The 21,648-nt window shown below is 58.1% G+C and carries 12 protein-coding genes; 4 read left to right on the forward strand and 8 right to left on the reverse strand.

Features of this window, described 5'->3' with window-relative positions; translation table 11 throughout:
- Positions 1–82 precede the first annotated feature (82 nt).
- On the forward strand, positions 83–919 hold the full coding sequence (locus tag GTQ55_RS15535; protein WP_161859549.1) for a DUF3014 domain-containing protein: 837 nt from the start codon (positions 83–85) through the stop codon (positions 917–919).
- A gap of 60 nt (positions 920–979) precedes the next feature.
- On the opposite strand, the gene GTQ55_RS15540 is transcribed toward GTQ55_RS15535, so the two are convergent.
- From GTQ55_RS15540 to GTQ55_RS15555, 4 genes are all read right to left on the reverse strand, one after another.
- A complete protein-coding gene (locus tag GTQ55_RS15540) occupies positions 980–1,702 on the reverse strand; it encodes a hypothetical protein (RefSeq protein ID WP_161859550.1) in 723 nt (240 codons plus the stop codon).
- 164 nt (positions 1,703–1,866) lie between these two features.
- A complete protein-coding gene (locus GTQ55_RS15545; protein WP_161859551.1) occupies positions 1,867–3,300 on the reverse strand; it encodes a DUF1552 domain-containing protein in 1,434 nt (477 codons plus the stop codon).
- 12 nt (positions 3,301–3,312) lie between these two features.
- Complete coding sequence (locus tag GTQ55_RS15550; protein WP_161859552.1) at positions 3,313–8,961, reverse strand: PQQ-dependent sugar dehydrogenase; 5,649 nt, start codon at positions 8,959–8,961, stop codon at positions 3,313–3,315.
- 328 nt (positions 8,962–9,289) lie between these two features.
- Positions 9,290–11,050, reverse strand: coding sequence for an alpha-amylase family glycosyl hydrolase (locus GTQ55_RS15555; RefSeq protein WP_161859553.1), 1,761 nt, complete (start codon positions 11,048–11,050; stop codon positions 9,290–9,292).
- 258 nt (positions 11,051–11,308) lie between these two features.
- Here GTQ55_RS15555 and GTQ55_RS15560 point away from each other — a divergent pair, with 258 nt between their 5' ends.
- Both GTQ55_RS15560 and GTQ55_RS15565 read left to right on the forward strand, forming a co-directional pair.
- Positions 11,309–12,154, forward strand: coding sequence for a universal stress protein (locus GTQ55_RS15560; protein WP_161859554.1), 846 nt, complete (start codon positions 11,309–11,311; stop codon positions 12,152–12,154).
- Between the two features lie 126 nt (positions 12,155–12,280).
- Positions 12,281–13,144 carry an alpha/beta hydrolase gene (locus GTQ55_RS15565; protein ID WP_161859555.1) on the forward strand — a complete coding sequence of 288 codons (864 nt, stop codon included), beginning with the start codon at positions 12,281–12,283 and terminating at the stop codon, positions 13,142–13,144.
- Positions 13,145–13,185: 41 nt separating this feature from the next.
- Here the strand turns inward: GTQ55_RS15565 and GTQ55_RS15570 are convergent, their stop codons facing one another.
- The 3 genes from GTQ55_RS15570 to glk all read right to left on the reverse strand — a co-directional run bounded on the left by GTQ55_RS15570 (position 13,186) and on the right by glk (position 18,799).
- Positions 13,186–14,682, reverse strand: a complete 1,497-nt coding sequence (locus GTQ55_RS15570) for a tryptophan halogenase family protein (RefSeq protein ID WP_161859556.1) — start codon at positions 14,680–14,682, stop codon at positions 13,186–13,188.
- Positions 14,683–14,815: 133 nt separating this feature from the next.
- Complete coding sequence (locus GTQ55_RS15575) at positions 14,816–17,596, reverse strand: TonB-dependent receptor (protein WP_161860213.1); 2,781 nt, start codon at positions 17,594–17,596, stop codon at positions 14,816–14,818.
- A gap of 240 nt (positions 17,597–17,836) precedes the next feature.
- The gene (gene glk / locus GTQ55_RS15580) at positions 17,837–18,799 is read right to left on the reverse strand and encodes a glucokinase (RefSeq protein WP_161859557.1); all 963 of its coding nucleotides are present in this window, start codon (positions 18,797–18,799) and stop codon (positions 17,837–17,839) included.
- A gap of 664 nt (positions 18,800–19,463) precedes the next feature.
- Between glk and GTQ55_RS15585 the strand changes: the two genes are divergently transcribed.
- Positions 19,464–20,618, forward strand: a complete 1,155-nt coding sequence (locus GTQ55_RS15585; RefSeq protein WP_161859558.1) for a helix-turn-helix domain-containing protein — start codon at positions 19,464–19,466, stop codon at positions 20,616–20,618.
- A gap of 40 nt (positions 20,619–20,658) precedes the next feature.
- Here the strand turns inward: GTQ55_RS15585 and GTQ55_RS15590 are convergent, their stop codons facing one another.
- Entirely contained in the window at positions 20,659–21,363 is a 705-nt protein-coding gene (locus tag GTQ55_RS15590; protein WP_161859559.1) for a lipase secretion chaperone, read from the reverse strand.
- Between the last annotated feature and the right edge of the window lie 285 nt (positions 21,364–21,648).

A 21,648-nucleotide genomic window follows, 5' to 3' on the forward strand; every position in this document is an offset into this window, starting at 1 on the left:
CTATCACAGGCTGCGCGAGACCGTTGTATTGACGAGTGGGTGGATCGACGAACGTGCGGCGGGACAAACAGGAGGGGATTACATGGGTGGCAATGTAAAAGATTGGCTGATCGCGCTATTAGTCGTAGCGGCGGTTGCATTTGGTATTTACTGGTTCGCGGTGCGGGATACCCCGGAGCCTAAAGCTCCCGCCCCTGTCACCGAACCCGCACCGAAAACACCGAGCGTCGACCTCGATGAGCCCGATGACGAGCCGGTAATCCCGCCTGCCCCGGAACCCGCCGAGCCAGAAAATCCCCCGCGCCAGTTGCCCGCACTCAACGACAGTGACAGCGAAGCCCGCAAAGACATCATCAGCCTGTCTTCCGATGGCGCACTGGCCAAATGGATCGTTTCCGACGAAGTCGTGCGTAAATGGGTGGCCGCCGTCAACACTGCCACCAAAGGCAACCTGATGCACAAAAACCGTCCCTTCAATAATGTGGACGGCAAGCTTGTGGTCAAAGAGCTGGAAACCAGGGACGACGGCCAGAAAGTTTACGTGCTCTCTCAGGAAAACTATCAGCGCTACGACAACCCGGTGCGCCTGTTCGCGATGGTGGACACCGACACCGCCGTCGAGCTCTACCAGTTCTGGTATCCGCGCCTGAAGCAGGCCTATGGCGAACTCGGCCTGAAAAACAAGAACTTCCACGCCGCCGTTCTCGCCGCCATCGATCAGGCACTGGCCGCACCAGAAATCGAGGGCCCGATCAAACTGGTGCGCCCCACCGTCTACTACAAATACGAAGACGAGCAACTGGAAAAAATGCCCGGCCTGCACAAGCTGATGATTCGCATCGGCCCGGACAATGCCAAGCGGGTAAAAGAGAAACTGCGTGAGCTTAAAAGCGCGCTGCAGAATTTGCCCACGAACTGATACCGCAAGCAGATCCTGACCTGTACACCGGTGGCCCAGTGCCACCGGTCCTTTCACACTCTAGAAGAAAGCGTATTCGAAACGCAGACGCAGTGTTTGATCCGGACTCTCATCGGTGATGCCCATGATCAGGCCAACCTCCCAGTGAACCTTCCGTTCCGAATCGCCTTCTCCACCAAGATGCCAGCTGCCGATCGCAACCGGACCTATGCCAAGTAGGTCCTCCGCCGCATACAGCTCAATGGCCGGTTCAAACTCGGTGCTGTAGCGGTAGCGCGCCTGAGCCCGGAGCTCACCCAGAAATCCGTCCCGCTCCTCGCCCCATTCGTACACAACGCCCAGATTTGCGGTGCCGGTCCAGCGCCCCCATTCTTGCGCCACCAGCACCGTTGCCGCCGCCTCCCACTGGTTTTCGGGGAAGATACGCTCCAGCTCGAACAACATGCCCCAGTCGGCCGCGTACTCCCCCTTCTCGGTCAGCTGCCACTTTGCTTCGAGTTCCGCCGCCTCGATATCGAAGCTCTCCTCTGGCGTCTGCTCCGCGATAACATAAATTTCACCAAACCAGCGCTCGGAAAAGCCGTAGCCCACACTGAAGTGGTGCTGCCATAAGCCATCCAGCTCCTCATCATCGGAATCCGCCGTGCGCACCGCCCGCCATTCGACTTCCGTTTCTCCGTATTCGACATAGGGGTCGAATACCCGGTCGACCAGATTCGTATCCGCCAGCGTCGGCAAGCCCGGCAGCAGTGCCGCCAGCGCAAATACCCTTCGTAGATCCATCGTGTTCATCCTTGGCTTGAGGCGAGTGTGCGTTGGCCCCGGCGACACACAGCGCGCCCACACCGAAAACCATGCATCTCGACTAGCAAAGGATAGAACAGCGCGCCGCCACTAGAATCGCAAGGCCTCCCGCGGCGGATTTTGCCTCGTGACACCAGAGCAGATCAGACGACTCCACCGGACCAGTGCGCTTCCGGCAGCGCCCCCACTCCCAGATAGCGCGCGACATCCCCAAACAGTTGATGAGTACCGTAGATACGCTGCCCGTTGTTGATGCCGTCGCCGCAGTTGATGATGCGCCCCATTTGCAGGGCACCACCGGCACCGCCAGCGAGCGTTACCGCACCCGCCGCGCCGCCGTGTTTGGAGCCGTCACCGACCTCGCTGAACATCACCACCAGGGTGTCGTCCAGCAGGCCTTTGTTCTCCAGTTGCTGCAGCGTGTAGGCGAGCAGCGAGTGATACCAGCGCACCTGTGCGGTATGCGGCACGTCACCGGGGCGGTGGGAGGCGCTGTGGCTGGCGAACTCGTTGTACCAGCGGGTGATAGGGCCCACGGTACCACTGTCACTGCTGTGCTGAATGCCCTGACTGATTGCCGTCTGGGCCATCTGCCAGCACTCATCGTAGGAGTAGTTCACCAGGTTGCCGTTTTCATCCCCCTTGGAGAGCTGCAGGGTGGCGACACGGTTCAGGCCACAGGAAAACGCGCCGACGATATTGTCCACCTGTGCGCGCGCCAGGTGTGGAAACATTTGCCACTCGGAGGGAGATAAAGGAGTGGAAGACGCGTAGTGAGGATCCCTCATTACATTGGTGTTAAAACTGCACTCTCCCACCTGGTTACCGGCGAGGTCCCGCAGCCGTTTCAGCGCATTTTCATGCAGAGTCAGTTTGTCGCGCTGCGCATTTTCCAAAGTGGCGTCCGCGAGGCTGTCGAAGTCATTCAGAATCGCTTCATAGTAGGCCTGCCTGTCCGGATCACTGCCACCCGTTCCCCCACCGGCTCCTCCACCAGAAATGCCCACCGACAGTTTCTGTGCCGCATCCGCCGGGTCATTATTCGGTATCGGCCGCGCTGCGGAATCCACGTTACGCGGTTTGGAAATCATGATGTCAGAGCGATTGCCGGTGCGTACACCCAGGCTCAGAACACCTTCATTACCCAACTGCTCGGCAATAAGGTGATCGATACTGGCACTCTCATAACCGATGGCATTGTTACCGGTGAGGATGCCACGCATGTCGTTGTAGTGGGCACCAGCACCGGCACCGATATCCAGGGTCATGTTCTGCAATACGATCAAACGGTTGTGCCAGGAAGATAAGGGGCCGAGGCCGAAACTCAACTCCTGACTGCCACTGATACTACCGGGCCCCTGTTGCGGCACCCAGTTATAAGGCACCACACCATTGGGGTAGTAAAGGAACAATACCCGTTGCGCACTGCCGGTTGCGGCAAACACCTTCTGCCCCAGCAGCGGACCCGCCAGCGGCAGTAACATCCCCGCTTGCGCCAGGTTGCGCAAAAATTTTCTGCGCGAGCGGCTGGTGGATTCTCTGGCGGAGGTAAAACCAAATCTGTTTAAAAATTTCATTATTGTTATCTCCTAGCGACGCAGGGTGAATGCATCGGACAGGACCAGTGTCCGCAACATGTCGCGCATGCCACCACCATTGCGCAGGTCTTCACTGGTGGAGTGAATGATCACATCGTCACTGGCGCCCTCTTCGCGCCCCACGACATAGCGGTAGAACTGCCGTGCGAAGCAGGCCTCGCCCTGGTCACTACCGGCGATCAGGCCAGCCAGTTCCGGCACCGAATAAAAATCGTAACTGGGGCTGGTCGGATCCATCACCGTGGCCGGGGTGTAGAGGCTCTTGATACTGCCACTGTCGTCGATCTCGCGTTCTTCACCGGTACCGATGGTTTCAATGGTGCGGTAAAGGGCATCGCTGCCGAAGCGTTCGAAACCGAAACCGACACCGTCGATAAACTGGTGACAGGCGGCACAGGCGGGGTCAGAGGTGTGTCGCGCGGTCGCTTCGCGGTTGCTGTCGGTGTCTTCGAATACCACGTTGAAATCCGCCGCTGCCGGTGGCGGGAATTCCTGGCACATCAGTACTTCGCGCACATACACACCGCGCTTGATCGGCGCCGGGTTGACGGTGCTGGTACGCGAGGCGAGGAAGCTGCCGTGGCCGAGCAGGCCACTGCCGCTGCGCGGATCCCCCGCGGCAAATGTGCGTATGGCCCAGTCGCTGCCGCTGGCGTCCAGACCGTAATGCGCGGCGAGATCGCCGTTGGCCCAGGTGTAATTGGCGGAGAGCAGTTCACTAAAGGCCGCATTATTGCGGATGTTCTCCAGCACAAAACCCACGGTTTCCTCTTTGAACGCAGCCACCAGGTTGGTATCGCTAATCGCCGGGAACGGATACTGATTGTTGATCAGCCAGCCGCCAATAAAGCGGCGCAGACCACGCTCAGCACGAGGATCCGCAAGCAGGCGATCTACCTGGGCAGCGACATCAAAGTTCTGCTCGGTGGCGGCGAGTAAAAGGGAATCATCCGGCGCAGTGGCCCAGAAGGTGTAGGACAATAGAGTCGCGATCTCGTAATTGTCGAGCCGGTACAGCCCCGTCTCGGTATCCAGCACACCGAGCTCCGAGCGATACATAAAGTGCGGTGACATCAGCATCGCCTGCAGTGCCAGACGGCCGTCGTCTTCAGAATTGTAAAGTGCTGAGTAACGATTGATTTCTTCGCTGGTCAACGGACGACGGAACAGACGGAAACCAAGGGTATCCACTACGCAAGCCACATCACTACAGCCGCTGACCAGATTGAGGAAGCCAGTTTGCCCGATGGCAATATCCGCGACCTGCCCGGCCACCATTTCATAGCCCAGGGTACGATCGTTGTCGGCGGTGAGATAGGAGGCAGTATCGAAGTTGCGATAGCGGCCGTCGGCCGGTACCGGGCTCATCAAAGAACCATCGAAATCAATTGCGAAGATATCCCGCACACTGTTGAGGTATTCCTCCCGCGTGAGCAGACGCAAGTTGCGCTGATCCAGGTTGCTGCCGTCGCAGTCACTGCCGCTACAGTTACCACTGCTCCAGGCCTCATCCACGATCAGCCTTGCCACTTCATAGGCACAGGCACCCGCCTCGCTACCGGTACAACTGGCGGCAGCGTCCATGGGCATAAAGTCTTCGATGTACTGGGTGAGATCACCCAGCTGCCAGTTGCCGCCGGTACCGGCCAGCGCCTGGGCCACCGCGCCCTCGCCCTGATCGCCGTGACAGCTTGCACACTGGGCGGCGTAGAAATTCTGACCCGCTTCGTACTCGTTGGTGGCACTGGGGAAGAGTGCCACCAGGGACAGGTCGTGCTGAGGAATCAGCAGCTGTACCTGTGGCGACGATGGATCGCCGACAATATACGGCGCCGCATCTCCGCTCCAGCCGCCAAAGGCGGTTCCCAGCGGCGGTGTGTCGGCATTTACGGTGATCACACTGCCAATGGAATAATCGCGTTCACCGTCTGCGGTGGTGCCCCCAACCACGGAGACCCGGGAAGTATCCCCGCCTACCGGGGCTTCCGGTGTCCACGGCTCCCAGGCACCACCGACAAAACTGGAGGACTCGCTGATATCCCGCTGGTCTCCGGTCTGCTGGCCGTTGCCACTGTTGAAGACCAGATTGACCTGACCGTTGTGCAGATCCTCCTGCTCGACGGCGTGGGTCCACCAGCCATCGGCATCCGGCCCGGACATCAGGATGCCCGGCCACTGGGTCAACGCCTGGTCCTGACCATCCACGGTAACCCACAGGTGCACATACACCTGCGCCCAGTTGTCCGGGTTGTCGTAACGCAGGCGAATACCGTCAAAGCCCGCTACCAGCGTGAGCGTTGCGGTGAATTCACCCAGGCTTGCCTGTACCGAAACATCACCTTCCCCGGTGCGGGCCACCAGACCGTTTTCATCGATGGTGGCGGGGCCACTTGCGATGGACCAGCTGACCTGTCCGAAAATATTTTGCCGCGTGCCATCGGCCCGCACACCCACGGCAACCAGCTGGCGGCTGCTTTCCAGCGGCTGCCCTTGCGGCGCAATTTCCAGGCCGGTGATTGCGGTATCGATGGACGTCACGGCAATAGTCAGCTGCGCGCTGAACCCACCCTGCTGCACGGTAACAATGGCACTGCCGGTATCACCGGCGCGCAGTACAAAGCCCTCATCACCTACCGATTCCACCGCGAGCACATTGCTGTTGCTGGAGCTCACACTGGGCGTATTGGGCACCGGTGCGATAAAGCCGTTGTCGTACAGGGAGTACACCGGTACCGACAGTGCGTCGCCGCTATTGAGGCGGTCGCTATCTGCATCCAGCCGGATGCCCACTTGCTGCAAGCCGGCGCCGTCAATCCACTCCCGGAACAGCGCTTCCGCCACCGGGTTGGTATAGCGGGTGCCTTTCGGCATGCGGTTGTTGTCGGTGGTCTGGTAGATATATGCCAGGCTGTTGGCGTGGTCGAATGGGCGCAATCGTGCAGCGCCACCGGTGGTTTCCACATTGACCAGCCGCATATCTCCGAGCGGCGTGTCGTAGCGCAGATCCATAAAGCCGCTGGCGTGACAGTGAGAACAGTTGGTGTCGAGGTAGACGCGCGCGCGCTCATCCAGGTCGGCGCCCGTATCCGCGGCATCAACAAACTTGCCATGGGCGTCCGCACCGCCGATATCTTCCGCAAGCAATGCGATATTGTTGAATACGTCCAGCTGGTTGGCCACCGACTCACTACTCGCGCCGTACTGGAAATCCCGGTTCAGTTGTCGGGTATGTACCGCGAGGGGCTCGCGACTGCCACTTCCGATGTGGCAGGATCCGCAGTCGGCGGCTGACTGCACGGCCCGCTGGCGATTTTCCAGTCCGCCGTCCATCACCGTGAGGGTTTCGGTCACCAGATCAGCGTCGGTGCCGGCGCTGTTCCAGAAATAGTTGGCCGCCTGCCATTTGCCGGTGTCCTGTCGGAACAGTACGGAAGTGGTAAACGGTTTCTGTGGGTTGTCCTGCGTGGCAACACTCTGGTGTTTTACCAGCACGCTGCCGATGGGCAGATCCCATTTGTTCGTCGTATCAAAAGCGATCTGCTGGTCATTGGGCACGGCGATAAAATGCCGCAGGTCGGCGCCATCAAACCAGCCCTCGGTGTTGAGGCTGTATTCCAGCACACCGGTGACCGGTTCAAGGTTTTCCATGTCGGCAAACAGACCGGTCTGGGACAGTTTCGCCGGAATCACCGCAGCTTCCGCGTCGTCGTCCACCACTTTATAAATCGTGGACTGACCGCCGTACTCCACGCCGTAGGTGGAAACCAGCAGCGTATCGCCACTCATGTCGGTACCAAAGGAGGCGATATTTTCCGGGAAGGCATCGCTGATCAGCGCCTTGGCTTCGCCATCGACGATGGACCAGATACGCTTGGTGACGTAATCCCCAAACACAAAGTGGCCGCTCAGTGCCGGCAGTGCACCGCCGCGATATACCACACCACCGATAATCGAGTAGCCGGTAGGATGGGCGTAACCGTCCCGCGGCGGTTCAAAATCGGTACTGCAGTTCTTGCCGGGATCACCGCCGAGGTCGCCGCGGTTATTGGTTCCTTCACACACGGGCCAACCGTAGTTTTTGCCCTTTTCGATCAGGTTTACCTCTTCAAACCCGGCCTGCCCTACCTCGGTTTCCCACAAGGTGTAGGGGGCCTCGGTATCGAAGCTCCAGCGCCAGGGGTTGCGGTGCCCATAGGACCAGATTTCCTCGCGGAATCCGGGCACACCGACAAAGGGGTTGTCCGCGGGAATTTCGTAATACTTGCCATTGACCGCCTGCTCCAGGGGCTTGATGCGAATAAAGGTGCCCAGCAGGTTATCGGTTTCCTGCGCGCCGTTATTGGTGCGTGGATCTTCCGGGTAGCTCATGGTCGCACTGTGACCATAGGCACCATCGCCGATACCCAGGTACAGGTAATTGTCTTCCGGGTGGAACTGCATCATGCCACCCTTGTGGTCCGGGCCGCGCTGCGGGACGCGCAGGATTTCCGTGCGTGAGGAGGCAATTACCTGGGTGGGATCGTTCGGGTCGTCCACGGTCCAGCGTTCGAGAACCGCGTCACCATAACTGCCATCGGGGGCGCGCAGGTTATCGTCCGTACCGTGGATGTAATAGATATAGATATGGCCGTTGCTGGCATAGCCCGGGTCAAAGGCCATGCTCAGCAGCCCCTGCTCATGATAATTCCGCACTTCACCATTGATGTTCAACAGCTCGCGGATCTCACCCGGTGCCACATCCTCGCGATTGGGGAACACAAAAATGGTGCCGGTTTTATCCACTACATACAGCAGGTCGTTGATACCGTCGGGAATCACCATCACCGGGGACATAAACTGCCCCTGCAGATTGGGATAGGCAATTTCAAATCGGTAACTGCCGCCGGATACATTACCGGAGATGGGGAAATTCAGCGGCTGCGCCAGCTCGGGACGGGTGGTCGGCGGCTGGTCGACAACCGGTCGCTGGTCCAGACCGCAATTGGCAGCTACATGCCACTGGCTGTCGATATAGCAGGGGTCGCCGGTGTACAGCTGATCAGCCGTTTGCGGTGCACCGTTATCACTGAAAATTACATTCAGACTAGCCGGCATGGAGCCGCTCTGCAGATGTGCGGCAAAGTCATAGCAGTAGAAATCGCCATTGGCGACCATGGCATTACCCGGCCATCCGGGAAGGTTTTCTACACTACCGGCAGGCTGGGGGCCCCAGAAGTAGATATGTGGATCCACGTAATTCTGCATATTGTCGAAGCAGATACTGGTGGATGCACCTTCAGGAGGATCAACGATTTCGGTGACCGTGATCGCTTTGCTGACGTCGTCAAAGGTAATCCGGTAGCTTCCGTTTTCGACCAAATAATCATTCCCGGGATAAGCTTCATTCCAATCCTGATAATGGCTTATTTTGAAGCGGGGGTTGGTGCTGTTAAATACCTGTTCGGTAACCCAGACACCGGCACCGGGGTCATAGGTCATCGCCGTGGTAGCCCAATCGTTGGGTGTACCACGGAACCAGGCTTCGGACCAGCTTTGCGCGAGTGTCGGCACTGGCAAAAGCAGCAATACCAGTAACAGTTTACGCAGGCGTACGGGAACGCCAGAGACCTTGTCTCCGGTCGTGCAGAGGGCAGAGTTCATCGCTATGCTCCGGTCGTTATTTTTATCCGGACGACTGTCATGTCAGTTCAACATTCAGCCTTTATATTGTTATTAACTGAATACATCGCAGCTGTATTGTGCGCGCGAACTGCATAGGCGCAGATTCAAGTTACTCCTCTCCCGGGGTATTACCTCCTCCCCCAAGCGGGCTTAGTCTGGAAATACGCCACCACCGGTAAATTACAGGCAAAAAAAAGCCGGTATCAGGCCATAGCTGATACCGGCAAGTCTTTCGACGAGAAAGAGAAGTTGGGGGGTCACATATGCACGATCAAACCTACAAGAAAACCTACAAGATTACTGCCTATCAATGCGCGGCCGCACTCAGCTGGGACTGCTGCGGCTCACCGAGAAGAAGAAGATCGAAGCGGGTATCGAATACCAGCGCGCCATCTTCAACCCGCGCCTCGGTACCGGAATAATAATCACGGACTAATGTCCCTTCCGCAAACACGCCGCTGACACTCACGATTTTTTCGCCAGCGGGCTGATCCAGCGCGACCATCACGCGATCTTCCACGCCACCCTCGTTCAAGGTACGGGAGAAGATATAGGGCGTCTCGCTGATACGCTGGTGCTCACCCGCACCCACGGAGAGGTGCGACTTGCGGAACTGTCCGAGCTTCTGCCAGTGATGCAGAATTTCCTGGGTGCGCGCCTGCTCCAGGCTAGCCCAGTTCATGGGCACACGCATGGAGGCATCGCCGTATGCCTGCTCATCAATCATCGGGCGCGCCACTTCATCACCGTAGTAAATCTGTGCGGCACCAGGGGCCAGCATCAGCTTCAGAGCAGCGGTTTTGACCTGCTTGCGCTCGCGGTCAAACGAATGGTGGTCGTCGTGGGACCCCAGATAATTCAACACCCCAACGCCGTCCAATGGACCATCGTGCAGGATGCTGGAGTAGTCACTGAAAATGGTCTCCATATCGTCCGCTGCGTGGGCGGCAAAGCCCATATTGATCAGGCTGTCGAAGCCATGATCGAAGAAGTCCACTTTGCGGTCGCCGAAGTCATACAGGCGACCGTCGCTGTTGGCGAAGTCCTTTACCCCGAAATGGTAAACCTCACCGACCATAAAAAATTCGCGATCGTCGAGTTTCTTTTCAGCATTCGCCGCTTTCCACTCGGACAGAGCCAGGCTGGCCTCTTTTTTCAGCACGGCCCAGACTTCAGGCTCCACATGTTTGACGGTATCTACACGGAAACCGTCTACGCCGTACTCCCGCACCCAGTCGGTAAGCCACTTGATTACGTAGTACTTGGGCGCGCGCGGATAACCGGTGCGCTCAAAGAAGGCATCCAGCTCGGCCTGCTCCTGCTCCAGGCGTCCTTCACGCTGCCACTTTTCGGTCAGCTGCGGCGGCAGCGCTACTGGCTCTTCGCTTTCGGTCAGGATATCCGGCAGGTTGTCGGTCAGCGCACACTGAACGTTCTGTGCAAAGCTGCTCCAGTCACACTGGGGCGCCGCACGCACCCAGTCCGAGGGCCACAACGGGTCTTCGCTGGTGACCGGCCCGGTGTGATTGATAATTACGTCCATCAGGATGCGCACACCCTTGCTGTGGGCCACCTGAATCAGCTCGGCCAGGTCTGCCTCGCTGCCAAAGTTGGCATCCACGGTGGTCCAGTCTTTTGGCCAGTAACCGTGGAAGGCGTAGGTGCGCTTGTCGCCCTCGTCATAGCCGTGGACATTCTCAATCACCGGAGACATCCAGATCGCATCCACACCCAGGTCGGAGAAGTAGCCTTCCTCCAGTTTCTGGATTACACCGCGCAGGTCGCCGCCGTGAAATCCACGCAGATGCGCCGCGTCGTCTTTGCGGCCATAGGAGAGGTCGTTTTCCGGGTTGCCGTTGTGGAAACGGTCCGGGAGCATGAAATAGATGGTGGCGTTGTTCCAGAACGGGTCGGCGCCTTTCGACGCCTGGGTCGAATCGTGGGCCGCCGCTGCCGGCTGAGCTTCTGTGACCAGCTCAGCCGAACCCGTCGCGGCTCTGTCGTTACATGCGGCCAGGGAAAGGCTCGCTGCAGCAATTAGGGCACTCAGGCCTGCGGTTTTTCTCATTATCTTCTCTCCGCCGTTGTCGAACGGTCATCACTGCAGCCTACTCTACGCACGCCCGTCATATTTTCATCATCCCGCCGAGGGGCGTAGATGAAAAAAGCAGCCGCCGATGATAGGCTTGACTCCCCAGTCTTGGGGCCGCCCCAAAGCCACTGACGGCACTAAAAACAGAGGCGGAAACTGTGCCAGATCAATTGTAAGCGCAGCGAATCCAGAGAGAATTCAGGGATCAGCTTCCCAACCTATAAAGGAGTGAACATGCAGGAAAAACCCGTCGTATTCGTAGTTGTCGACCCGAACGATGACCGCCACGTAGCCCTCGAGCGGGCACTGACCACCGCCCGCGAGCGCACCCCCCAGCCCAAGCTGGCGGTATTCGTCGCGGTCGACGGCGAAGCGGTCGATACCCGCGCGGTGAACGACCACCTGTTCCGTGATGAGTTCTGGTTCCGCGACCAGATCCGCACTCCCATCGAAGAAGCGGGAGTGGAGTTCGAGATCACCGTATGCTGGTCCAGCGACTGGCAGGCGGCCATCATTCAGGAATCCAAGCGCTGCAATGCGGAAATGATTTACCTGCCGGTTCACGCCAGAACCAGCAGCCGCCGCTTCACCTTTGCCGAATCCAAGTGGCAGGTTCTGAAGCAGGCCAGATGCCCGGTGGTACTGATCCGCCCGGGTGCCAAAGATCGCCGCAAAGTGGTGCTGGCTACCGTCAACTACCAGGCCCAGACCACCCAGCAACGCCAGCTCAACCGCCAGATCACCGAGCGCGCCAACTATATCGCCAACATGTACGGTGCCGAACTGCACCTGGTAAATGCCTACCTGGACTCCATGCGGTACCCGGATCGCGGCGCACTGGCCAAACTGGCGGACAAGACCGGCGTAGCCACCGACCGCATCCATGTCAAACAGGGCTATACCAACGAAGTGGTCGCGGAGATTGCCAAAGAAATCGACGCGGACCTGGTGGTGATGGGCACCCTCAACCAGTACGGTGAAACCGGCTCACTGCTGCGCGGCAATACCGCCGAGCGGGTAATCGGCTCCGTAGATACCGATGTGATGGTGTGTAACGCGTTTACCACTACCGCGCACTGATCCCATTGCGCCTGGCCCCGCGCAAGCGGGGCCATCCTTCCCCCTCTCCTCCCCAGCCAAGGCTGAAGCACACTCCCGACGCACATTGGATACTGGACCCTGCCCTAGACTCCAGGAGACACACCTATGCGCAAGCTAATCACCCCGGCAGTTTCCTCGCTGCTGGCCGCCCTGGCCATGAGCGCCAGTGCAGTACCAGCCCAGGTCCCAGCAAAAACCTCCACTGCACAGGCCAACGTTCACGTTATGCCGGCGATCGACATGGGCACCCTGCAACGGGAGCGCGTCTACCGCGTTTACCTGCCCGCGGGTTACGAGGGTTCCGGCAAACGCTACCCGGTGCTGTATATGCACGACGGCCAGAACCTGTTTGATGACGCCACATCCTATGTGGGTGAATGGGGTGTGGACGAGGCGCTCAATCAACTGAGCAAAACCTGCGGCCTGGATATGATCGTGGTGGGCGTTGATCACGGGGACAAGCTGCGCATGACCGAGCTAAACCCCTATGACAACGAACGTTTCGGCAAGGGCGAAGGCGATGCCTATGTGGACTTTCTGGTGAACCGGCTGAAGCCACATATCGACCGGGAGTTTCGCACCCTTCCCGACCGTGAGCACACCGCAATTATGGGCAGCTCGATGGGGGGACTCATATCCAACCACGCGATCAACCGCCATCCGCAAGTCTTCGGTATCGCGGGCATATTTTCGCCGTCGTACTGGATAGCACCGCAGATATTTGCGGCCACCGAATCCAACCCCGCACTGAAAAGCACCCGTATTTACCTTGCCACAGGGGCGAAAGAAGGCGAGGCCATGACCGAGGGATTCAATCAGATGTCGCAGCTGCTGGAGCAACACGCGGGTACCGGCCAGTGGCAGGCACAACTGGAAGCGGATGGAGAGCACAACGAGGCGTCCTGGAACCGGATCTTTCCTGAGGCCGTCAGCTGGCTGTTCAGCGCTCCCTGTAACAAGCCTCTGTGAACGGATTTTCGGGCGTCACGTAATCGCCGTGGCGCCCCCTGTTAGTGCATACGGCCGGATAAAAACGCTTCGTGCGAAGGCATTTGTGCAACGGTGCCCTGGACCAGGGTTTTCAGACTCTGCAGAAGATCTTTCAGTTGGCCCTCACTCAGTCCCTCGGCAATGACGTGGTGATCTTCAGGGAGTACACCCTGGCCAATCAGCACCTGCTGCCAGGCAACTTCCGTGAACAGGTCATCGTAGTCCCGGAAGACCTTGCCGGTGCTGCGGAACAGGTCAATCTTTTCCTGCAAGCTGTCAGGGACCACCATTTCTTCGCAGTCGCGCCAGAAGTCGCTGTCTCGACGCTGGTTTGCCTTGTAGTGCAGAATGATGAAGTCGCGGATCCGCTCCATCTCCACCCGGGACTGACGGTTGAATTCCGCTACTTCCTGTTCGCGAATGCCGCGATGCGGAAAGCACTTGATCAGCCGTGTAGCGGCAGACTGCACCAGGTGAATGGAAGTACTTTCCAGAGGCTCCAGAAATCCGCTGGCAAGTCCCAGACTCACCACATTCTTTTTCCACTGCTCGGGCCGGTGGCCGGTTTTAAAGGGGATGATGCGCGGTTCCGCCAGGGGTTCACCGGGCAGGTTGCCAAACAGCACGTCTTGCGCCTGCTCATCACTCCAGTGGCTGCTGGAATACACCAGCCCGTTACCCGTGCGATGCTGCAGCGGGATCTGCCACTGCCAGCCACAGGTGTGAGCGATGGAGCGGGTATAGGGCGCAATACGTTCGGCAGATTTACTCGGCACTGCCATCGCGCGGTCGCAGGGAAGCCACTGGCCCCACTGCTCGTATTCGCTGCCCACCACCTTGTCGATCAACAGGCCGACAAAGCCTGAACAGTCGACAAAGAGATCCCCCTCAACGATATCACCACTTTCCAGTTTCAGATTTTCGACAAATCCGGAATCACTGTTGCTGGCCACATCGCAAACCTTACCCTCAATTCGCTTTACACCTTTTTCCTCGGCGTAACGACGCAGAAATTGCGCATAAAGCCCGGCATCAAAATGATAGGCGTAGGAGATTCCCGGCAAGTTGGTATTGGGAATCTGGTTGAGGGGAGCAAAGCGATTTGCCAGTGCGGCCTGGCAGTTCAGCGAATAATCCCACAGGGAAGACGTATCACCCGCTGCCCGCGCGCGCAGCCAGTAATTATAGAAATCACAGAAAGGAAAGTTCTTACCGATGCCGCCGAAGGCGTGCATGTATTGCGTCCCCTGACGCGACCAGTTTTCAAACTGGATTCCGAGCTTGATCGTGCCTTTGGTCGCCTGTAAAAACTCCCGCTCGTCGAGGCCCAATGCGCGATTGAAGTTCTGGATAGGAGGAATGGTGGCCTCACCCACGCCCACCGTGCCAATCTGATCCGACTCCACCAGCGTGATGCTCACTACCCTGCCCAGCACTTTGGCCATCAGGGCCGCAGTCATCCAGCCGGCAGTACCGCCGCCGAGAATAACCAGGTTTCTTATCGTTGTGCTTTTCAATTTCGCTACCTCTGCCCGTGTTGCCTGCGAAAACTGACACTATATTAATAGTCTGGTTTACCCGTTAAACCATAAAAAAAGCCCTTGTAACCAAAGATTACAAGGGCTTTTCCGTGAGACTAACTACGAAGGATTACAGCTTGTAGCTGAAGCCCAGCAGGTAAGTGCTACCGTAGCTCTGGTAGTCGCGTACCTGCAGCGAGTTATCGCCACTCAGAGTGGTGAACGGCTCGTCAGTCAGGTTCTGTCCCTGCAGGAACACAGACAGACCTTCCAATCCACCGATGCCGGATTCTGCGAAGTCGTAACCGATCTGCGCATCAACCAGGGTTTCGCCCACTACGTCAACCTGCTGGCTGTCGAAGCCAATGCCGTATACCTCGCCCTTGAAGTCAGAGCGCTTGCGCAGGCTGGTGCGCGCGGAGAAGCCCATTTTCTCGAAGTACAGGGTCATGGTCTGGATACTGTCAGACAGGCCCGGCAGCTCGTAATCGTTGCCGTTCGGATCTTTGATGTCAGAGCTAACACCAGTGTGGCTAGCCAGCAGACCGAAACCATCCAGATTCTCGTTGAACACATGGAACGGCAGAGACACGGACAGCTCGTAACCCTGCAGGGTACCGCCACCGCCATTGATCTTGCCGGAACCGAATGCGATCGGGTTCTGTGGAACCTGTCCGCTTACCGGGTCGGTAACGCCAGTCAGGTCAACTTCGTAGTTGCCGTCGAAAATCCAGTTGTTCAGGTCCTTCCAGAACAGGGCCACGGAGAAGTAGCCGTCGTCCACGAAGTAATTTTCGTAGGACAGGTCCACACCGGTGGCTTCCTTCGGCTCCAGCTCCGGGTTACCGCCGCTGATGGTCCAGTTGTAGCCTTCCGCGTTCGGGGTTTCGCTGTAACCCACGGACAGGGAAGAGTTCATTTCATCCATGCGCGCGCGCGAAATGGTCTGGGCCGCACCGAAACGCAGGGTCTGCTGCTCGTCGATAGACAGTGCCAGGTTCAGGCTCGGCAGCAGGTGGTTGTAATCGTGCGAAAGATCGGTCGGTGAAGTCTGGATAATGCCGTTGGCATCCGGACGTCCGGCCGCACCAGAGGACTGCTGTTCGGTGTACACATAGCGCAGACCAAAATTACCACCCAGCTCCATGCCCGCAACTTCGGTCTCGAAGTCGGCTTGCGCGAAGGCAGTAGTCACAGTCTCGTTTACAGACCAGGACTTGGTCAGGTGGCTGCTGTTGGTCAGGGATTCTGCCAGCAGGCTGTAGTAGCCATCGTTCAGCATCGCTGCAGCGTCATAGGCGATCATGTCACCCATACCGATGAAGTCCAGGGATACGCTACCCAGGCGATACTCTTCCGGCACAACCTGCATGTCCGGGAAAGAAGACAGAGTCATGAAGTAGCCTTCAGATTTCTTGGTCTTCTCGCGGTCGCGGTAGGACACGCCGTAGGAAATCTCATTGATGATACCCACCTCAACCATTTGAGAGGCAGCGAGCTTCAGAGAGGTCAGCTCATCATCGATTTCCGGAGCGTTCAGGAAGCCGTCCTGTCCGGTATTTTCCAGCGGAGTGCCGGTGATGCCGAGGCTGTCGTTCAGTGCGGAACTCCAACCCCAGGTCAGCGGGCCGCCCATCTGGATCAGGTTCCAGTCGCTGTAGTCCAGGTTGTGGTCGAACTGTGCACCGGTGTTTCCGCCGGAGAACGAGTAGGTCAGGTCGTCGGCCACACCTTCGGAATCGCCACGGCCGGTACCGGCATAGCTTTCGAAGCTCCAGATCTGACGCTCTACCGCCGAGTGGCTCGCATCAAATTCCAGCTGCAGGCTGTCAGAAACGTCGAACTTGGTGTTGAAACCGAAAGAGTTCAGCTCTGCATCACGGGTTTCCATATCGTTACGAACAACGACACGCTGGCCTTCTGTAGTAGCCTGGGTAATAAAACCGGACTCCGGATCCACTACCGCAGTCTCAGGGCTGATGGAACCCTGTCCCCATGCGAAGGGAATCTCGATGCCACGCAGGATTTTCTCGTCTGAGAAGTCCACGTACAGGGCATCGAAAGTCATGTGCAGTTTTTCGTTGGGCTGAGCCTCAACCACCAGCATCGCGCTGTCACGCTCCAGTACGGAGGAGCGCACGAACGGCTTGGCGCCGCCGAGGATAGAGTAAGTCTGGCCGTCTTCTGCGGTGAATTCCGGGTAGCCCCAAGCGTTCCAGCGCTCTTCCTGGTTCGGAGAGCTCATAGAGTTGTAGGCGAAAGCAACACCGATGGTATCGTCAGCGAACTGATCGATATAAGAAATGGTGGCACGCTGGCCAGAATCTTCACCGTCCGGGTTCAGCTTGTCGAAGCTGGTCATCTCATACTGGCCGTTGAACTGGACAACGCGCTCGCCACGCTCCAGCGGCTTGATGGTTTGCATGTCGATAACACCGGCAACACCATCCGCTTCCAGACTGGCAGTCGGGGTCTTGTAGACGGTGACGCCACTCATGATCTCGGACGGGTAGAGATCGAACTCAACGCCGCGGTTATCGGAAATAGAAACCTGCTCACGACCATTGAAGGTAGTGGCGCTTTCATTTTCACCAAAGCCCCGGATGGTCACCCGGCTAGCACGGCCGTCCAGACGCTGGGCAGCCAGACCCGGCAGGCGGGCAAGGGATTCAGCAATGGAGGAATCCGGCAGTTTGCCGATATCTTCGGCAGAGATGGCCTCAACAACGGCCTTGGCATCGCGCTTGGTACCGATAGAGTCCATAACACTCTTACGGAAACCGGTAACGGTGATTTCTTCCAGCGAATTGGTGCTCTCATCTTCCTGAGCAAACACACCCATGGAAGTCACGGACGCGGCAATAGCTGCAGACAGCAGTGCCGGTCGGAAACGTTTGTTAGTCAGACTCATCATCTTCTCCCTTGGACTTATCGTTATGGTGAGTAGTGCCATCCTAGGCATACCCGATGTCCTTATCCTCCACCCCCGGGGGGGGAGGAGGGGGGAGAAGCCGCGGCCGACAGAGGAGGAGGGGCCAACGGTTGTTCACCATGGCGGCGGATTATAACCACTGTGTGTTTTTTGAACAGTGGTTATATCCAAGGATTTGGGAGAGATTGGGAGAAAACAGACGAGGGGGTGCGGGGCGGATCAGCGCTCCAGCCAGGCAGACGCACCGATCAGGGCCGGGTAACCAGCCTTGAGGACCTCGACCCGCACACCCTTTAGCCAGTCTCCCAGGCGCCCTTTATTGGTGAAACGCTGCTCGAACTCACTCTCCGGCAACAGCGACTCGATTCGAGGCAACACACCTCCGCCGAGGAATATGCCACCACGGGCGACATAGTAGAGGGCCGCGTCACCGGCAGCACTGCCGAGGAAGTTGAGGAAGTCGATCAGGGTCTCGCGGCACAGCGGGTCCGAGCCTGCAAGGCCGCGGCCGCTGACATCCGGCGGCGTCAGGTCTTCCGCTGGCCGGCCATGCAGGGCACAGACGGCACGATAGAGGTTGACCAGGCCGCCACCACTCAGCACATACTCGTTGTATACCGGCATCTGTTCGCGGGCAAGAATCTGCAACAGCTCCAGCTCACGCTCACTGCCGGCCGACAGGTTGGCGTGACCGCCCTCCCCTGGGACCACCCGGTAACGTCCCGCCTCGAAAATAATCGCCGCCACGCCGAGGCCGGTACCCGGCCCCAGTACAGACATGCAGCCATTTTCCTCGGCCGGTACATCGCGCAACGCCCACTTGTCGTCAGCGCCGAGACGCGGCAGCGACAAAGCCAGCGCCGCGAAGTCGTTCACCACCAGAGCGCGCTCAAGGGAGAAACGGGCGCACAGCTCTTCAGCACGGATATCCCAGCCGAGGTTGGTCATGGTCACCCGTCCACCTTGCGGCGTCTTTTCCACCGGCCCGGCGACGGCAATACAAGCCTCCGTCGGCTGCGGTCCATCCAGCCCCTCCAGCCACTGGCCAAGGGCAGCGTAGAAATCGCCAAATTTGGCGCAATTCACCACATGGATGGATTCCAGCCGGTACCCTCCCAGATGCGAGTGGGCAATGGCGAAGCGGGCGTTGGTTCCGCCGATATCCGCGACGATTCTGGTCATGACGCTTTCCTTACACGTTCTGTATACAGCGAGAACCGCCACTGTGGCAGCTCCTACAGTGTATCTGCACGAGCAGACAGATACCCTGAAAAAATGGCGGTATAAGGTAATGATTTGCCGACGAAAACTCCAGCCCTCCCCTCACCTAATGGTCACAAATTCGGGGGGATGAGGCGCCCGGAGCATCATCTACAGACCGAACGGTTCTGTGGAACCCTACAAGCGGACAGGTCTTGCCCCGGGCAAGGCTCAGCCAGTAAGACGCGACAGCGGGGGTAGGAAAAAATACCGGCAGGGGAAACCTGCCGGTCCAGCTATTACGGGAGGTCGACGAGAAAGGACCAACTAGCGGGATGAAGAGAGATGATGTCGGGCAACCAGCGCCGAGGGATTCGCCGAGGTAGAACTGCTATATCCCTCCACCGCGCCGGCTTTGCTAACACCCGATGTAGTCAGTGTGCCGAAAGGGCCTGGGCAGCGTCGCCCCACTTTGGCAAAACCGGTAAACTGGGCGGTGTCACTTTCCGATTTTTAGTGACCGGGATTGGGGACGCAGGACAATACTGGCCGGCTGCGCTCCTCCCGCGGCGGGAATTCTCATATACTCCCCCTCAGAAGAGCGATAAAAAATCATAAGAACGAAATTCCATTCGGCGACGATGCAATGAAACAATATATCTTCAATATCCACGATGTGGTGCTGCTGATGACCGCGGCCGAGTGCCTGCTTCTGGCGGTATTCCAGTCGATCCTGCCCACCCGTGCCCGGCACGACGGTCGCTTGCTGACCGCGTTCCTACTGATTATCGCGGTTGCCTCGGCCTGCACACTGATATTGTGGAATGACCAGTTTTCCCTGGCTCCGTGGTTTGAGCAGACCCTTCTTCCCTACCTGCTGTTTGCCGCCCTATTGCTGAAGGGACCAGCCATTTACCTGTATGTGTGCTCACTGACCCAGCAAAAGTTGAGCCTCAATCACCGTCACATCCTGCATTTGTTACCGGCGCTGGTGGGGCTCCTGTGCATTGCATTCTTCAGTATCTCCAGCAATGACCTGCGGCATGCATCCGATGCGGGCCAGTCCCTGCCCTCCACCGCCATCGAATTCGTTTGGGATCTCGCTTCACTGGTACCTTTTGCCTATGCGGTCGCTGCGCTGCTGCGAATCCGGCGTTACCGGCATGCACTGAAAGATGAATACTCCCACTTCTCCGAAACCGAACTGCACTGGCTCTCCGCACTGACCTGGGGGGTCTGTATCGCCTGGTCCTGGACCATGGTGGTCCATGTAGTCGCCAAGTTCTCCAGCGATGTGGTGGCAGACTATATGGGCATCGCCGACAACTATCTGGCGTTTATCCTGATCAATGCGTTTTTTGCCTACAGCCTGACCTATGCGCACCAGCTGCTGATCACCAAGCCGGAGGAGGAAACCCGTGAAACCAGCAGTGAGGAAGAGCCATCAGAGCCCGCGATTGCCAAAGTACGCAATGCAATGGAAGGCGACCGCATCTTCCTGAAAAAGAACCTGAACCTGGAACAGTTTTCCGAGCGGATCGACCTGCCCGCCAAAGAAGTCTCCGCGGTTATCAACAAGCACTTCGGGACCAACTTCTTCGAATTTGTGAACAGCTACCGGGTAGAGACTGCCAAGGCGCTATTGTCTGATCCGGAAAAGGCGGACATGACCGTATTGGACGTGCTGCTGGAATCGGGCTTCAACAGCAAATCCGCATTTCACCGGTTTTTCAGCCGTCTTGTAGGCATGTCGCCCACCGAATACCGCAAGCAGGCGCTAGCTGCGGCTGACGCGTCCTGAATTCCGCCCCCAGGCGCCGGCTGCACTCACTACCCGGCGCTCACTGGTGAACGTCTTCCGCCTGATCGGCTTCCGCCAGCCGCTGCGCTTCAGCACTGCCAAGCACCTCATTGCGCACCGCAAAAATCTCGGCCTCGCTGGCGCCCTCGGCACGCAACCGCGCCACCTTCGCCTCCAGCACCTTCGCGGCAAGCGGCGAGTTCATGCGAATCGCCGTATCATTGAACTCAGCCTGCAGCGCGGCCAGTTTTTGCGCCCGCTCCTCCTGTGAAAGATTCGGGTCGCGCGTCACCGCCATGGCTTCGACCATATACGGAAGCTGTGCCTCTTCCTCCGCAAACATCCCGCTCGCGACTTCTTCGTTCAGATAACTGCGACGCAATGCTTTCACCTGATCGTAGTGGTGCAGTGGATCAACCGCGCCACTGCTAGCACTCGCCGCTTGCGTACGGCGCAGGTCGTCCACTGCCTGGGTATAGGCGGAATAGTCCTGCAACAGGTCGAGCAGTTGTTGGGCCGTTTCTTGTGGAAGGGCCTCCCTCAGTAGGGCCTGCAGGTTTTCCTCTCGCTGTTCATCCACCGGATCACCTAGTTGGTCATACATCATTTGCAGTACTGCTCTGGTATTGCGGTCGACCAACAACTGGTTGTCGGCGGAAAAATTCAGGGTCAGCAATACGTCGTAAATCTCTAGCGCATCCAGGCCGCTGACTTCAGGCCCTACTTTGCCGGGCACTTGCGGCATAGGCTTATCTTCCGGCCGCGGAATTTCTTCAGCTTCCGGCGTTTCGGGTGCGACCAATCGATCAGCAACGACCCGTTTAACCAAAGGCCCGCCCTCGGTCTGCTGAACTGAGGTTTTGCCCGTTTTCGATGCGCCGGAACCGGGCCAATAAATCGTAATAGCAACAGCCAACAGCGATGCAATAACCGCACAGGTAATGAAAATTTTCACAGCACTACCTTCCAGGTAATTTGTACAGAAATTGGAGAGTCCACCCAATCACATGTAAGCAAAAATCTACCATCG

Source organism: Microbulbifer hydrolyticus (assembly GCF_009931115.1).
Lineage (GTDB): Bacteria > Pseudomonadota > Gammaproteobacteria > Pseudomonadales > Cellvibrionaceae > Microbulbifer > Microbulbifer hydrolyticus.